The organism is Roseomonas sp. TS2, from assembly GCF_058833935.1.
On sequence record NZ_JCACVY010000302.1, the window covers coordinates 1 to 3201 of the forward strand.

Sequence of the window (3201 nt, forward strand, 5' to 3'; positions counted from 1 at the left end):
GTTCAGCGCGCCGGTGATGGCGGCCTGCTCCACCAGCTCGGTCGGCACGATGTTGTTGGCGAGGCGGCGGATGCGGTGCGCGGTCTGCCGCAGGCCTTCCACCACCTCCCGCAGCGCGTCGCCCTCCACCACGCGGCCATCGCCATAGCGCAGGCTGGCGTTGTGCAGGGCCTTCTCCAGCAGGAAGTCCTCCAGCGCCCGGTCGTCCTTGAGGTAGCGCTCCTCCTGCCCGCGCTTGGCGCGGTAGAGGGGCGGCTGGGCGATGTAGAGGTGGCCGCGGTGCAGCAGCTCCGGCATCTGCCGGAAGAAGAAGGTCAGCAGCAGGGTGCGGATGTGCGAGCCGTCCACATCGGCGTCGGTCATGATGACGATGCGGTGGTAGCGCAGCTTGTCGGCCGAGAAGCCGCCCTTCTCCACCGGCCCGGTGCCGATGCCGGTGCCGAGCGCGGTGATCAGCGTGCCGATCTCGGCGGAGGAGAGCATCTTGTCGATGCGCGCGCGCTCGACGTTCAGGATCTTGCCCTTCAGCGGCAGGATGGCCTGGAAGCGCCGGTCGCGTCCCTGCTTGGCGGAGCCGCCGGCGGAGTCACCCTCGACGAGGAAGATCTCGCACTTGGTGGGGTCCTTCTCCTGGCAGTCGGCCAGCTTGCCGGGGAGCGTGCTGATATCGAGCGCGTTCTTGCGGCCGACCTTCTCGCGCGCCAGCTGCGCCGCCTTGCGGGCGGCGGCGGCGAGCACGACCTGGTCGAGCACGATGCGTGCTTCCTTCGGGTGCGTCTCGAACCAGTGGGAGAGCGCATCGGCCACCGCCATGTGCACCACCGGCTGCACCTCGGAGGAGACCAGCTTGTCCTTGGTCTGCGAGGAGAATTTCGGGTCCGGCACCTTCACCGAAACCACGGCGGTCAGCCCCTCGCGCATGTCCTCGCCGGAGAGCTCGACCTTCTCCTTCTTGGCCAGCTCCTCGGCGTATTTCATCACCACGCGGGTCAGCGCCTGGCGGAAGCCGGCCTGGTGGGTGCCGCCGTCGCGCTGCGGGATGTTGTTGGTGAAGCACAGCGCCAGCTCGTGCGGGCTGTTGTTCCACCACATCGCCAGCTCGACCTGGATGCCGGTGCCTTCCTTGGCCTTCAGGCTGATGGCCGGCTTGAACAGCGGCTCCTTCGAGCGGTCCAGCCATTCGACGAAGGCGACGAGGCCGCCATCGAAGCGGAAGTTCGTCTCGCGCGCCGGCTCGCCCAGCGCTACCGGGCGCTCGTCGCGCAGCGAGATGGCCAGGCCGGAATTGAGGAAGGCCAACTCGCGCAGGCGCTTCTCCAGCACGGAGAACTCGTATTCCGTGCGGGTGAAGGTGCCGGAGGAGGGCTTGAAGGTGACGCGGGTGCCGTTGCCGTGGACGGAGGGGCCGACCACCTTCAGCGGCTGCACCGTCTCGCCATGCTCGAAGCGGATGAAGTGCTCCTGGCCCTCGCGCCAGATCACCACCTCCATCCACTCGGAGAGCGCGTTCACCACCGCGGCGCCGACGCCGTGCAGGCCGCCGGAGACCTTGTAGGAATTCTGGTTGAACTTGCCGCCGGCGTGCAGCCGCGTCAGCACCACCTCGGCGGCGGAGACGCCTTCCTCGGCATGGATGTCGGTCGGGATCCCGCGGCCATCGTCGGTGACGGTGACGGAGCCATCGGCGTTCAGCACCACCTCGCAGCGCGTGGCGTAGCCGGCCTGGGCCTCGTCCACCGCGTTGTCGATGATCTCGAAGGCCATGTGGTGCAGGCCCGAGCCGTCATCGGTGTCGCCGATGTACATGCCAGGGCGCTTGCGGACAGCTTCCAGCCCGCGCAGCACGGTGATGGAGGCGCTGTCATAGGCGTCCGCCGGCAGCTCGGTGGCGGGGGACGGCGCGCGCGCGGACTCACTCATGCCGGCGGAAAACTCCTGCTGACGACGTGCGGAAACACACGGATTTATAGCATTTTATCGGCTGTTGGGCACGGGGAAATCCGCAGGAAGGCGAAGCCCGCCCGGCTCGCCCTCCAGGAATTGCGCCGTGCCGGCGAGCGGCGCGAAGGGCGCGGCCTCGGTGCCGGTGAGAAAGCACTGCGCGGGCAGGATGGCAAGCGCCGCGAACAAGGCGGCGCGGCGCCCGGGGTCCAGGTGCGCGGCCACCTCGTCCAGCAGCAGCAGGGGCGCGAAGCCGCGCTGGCCCGCCACCAGCGCCGCCTGCGCCAGCACGACGCTGACCAGGAGCGCCTTCTGCTCCCCGGTGGAGCAGAGCTCGGCGGGGATGGCCTTGGGCAGCAGGAGCATGCGCAGATCGGTACGGTGCGCGCCCTGGCGGGCGCCGCCGGCGGCGGCATCCCGCGCGCGGTCGGCCTGCAGGCCGGCACGCAGCTGCTCCTCGACGGCCAGGGCGGGCCGTTCGGCCAGGGCATCGGCGATCGGGCACAGCAGTTCCAGCCGCGCCGCCGGGAAGGCGCCGGCGACGCCTTCGGCCAGGGCGGCGTTCAGCTGCCCCGCCATGGCGCGGCGGGCAGCGATGGCGGCCACGCCATGGCGCGCCATGGTGTCCTCCAGCGCCGCCAGCCAGGCGGCATCGCGGCGTCCTTCCGCAAGCAGGCGGTTGCGCTGGGTCATGGCCGCGTCATGCGCCGCCACGTCCCGCGCATGGGTGGGCTCCAGCGACCAGACGAGGCGATCGAGGAACTTGCGGCGGCCGCTGGCGCCTTCCTGGAACAGGCGGTCCATCTGCGGCGTCAGCCAGAGCATGGCGATATGCGCGGAGAGTTCGGCCTGGTTGCGAATGGCGGCGCCGTCGAGCCGGAAGCTGCGCCGATCCTGCCCTGCCCCCGCGCCGGTACCGATGACCAGCGGGCCTGCCCGCCCCTCGAAATGCCCGGCGATGGCCCAGGACAATCCTTCCTTACCCTCTCGCCGGCCTAGTTCGGCACCGCGGGCCATGCGCAACCCACGGCCGGGAGAGAGCAGGCTGATGGCTTCCAGAAGGTTGGTCTTTCCGACGCCGTTCGGCCCGGCAATCACCACGATGCGCGCGGTGAAGCCCTGATCCAGCGCGGCATAGCTGCGAAAATCCTGCAGCATGAGGCGGCGGAGTTGTAGGGCGGGTGTATGGTCCACGGAACGCGATAGGCCCGTACCTGCCATGTTTTGGCAAGACGGGCTGCTTTGAATATGAGGATTGTT

2 protein-coding genes are annotated in these 3201 nt (G+C 69.5%); both read right to left on the bottom strand.

Going from position 1 to position 3201, the window contains the following annotated elements:
* Nucleotides 1-1920, bottom strand: a 1920-nt coding sequence (locus ACZJYS_RS23695; RefSeq protein WP_493180557.1) for a DNA gyrase subunit B, incomplete at its 3' end; no start/stop codon positions are given.
* 54 nt (nucleotides 1921-1974) lie between these two features.
* The gene (recF, locus tag ACZJYS_RS23700; protein ID WP_493180558.1) at nucleotides 1975-3099 is read right to left on the bottom strand and encodes a DNA replication/repair protein RecF; all 1125 of its coding nucleotides are present in this window, start codon (nucleotides 3097-3099) and stop codon (nucleotides 1975-1977) included.
* Between the last annotated feature and the right edge of the window lie 102 nt (nucleotides 3100-3201).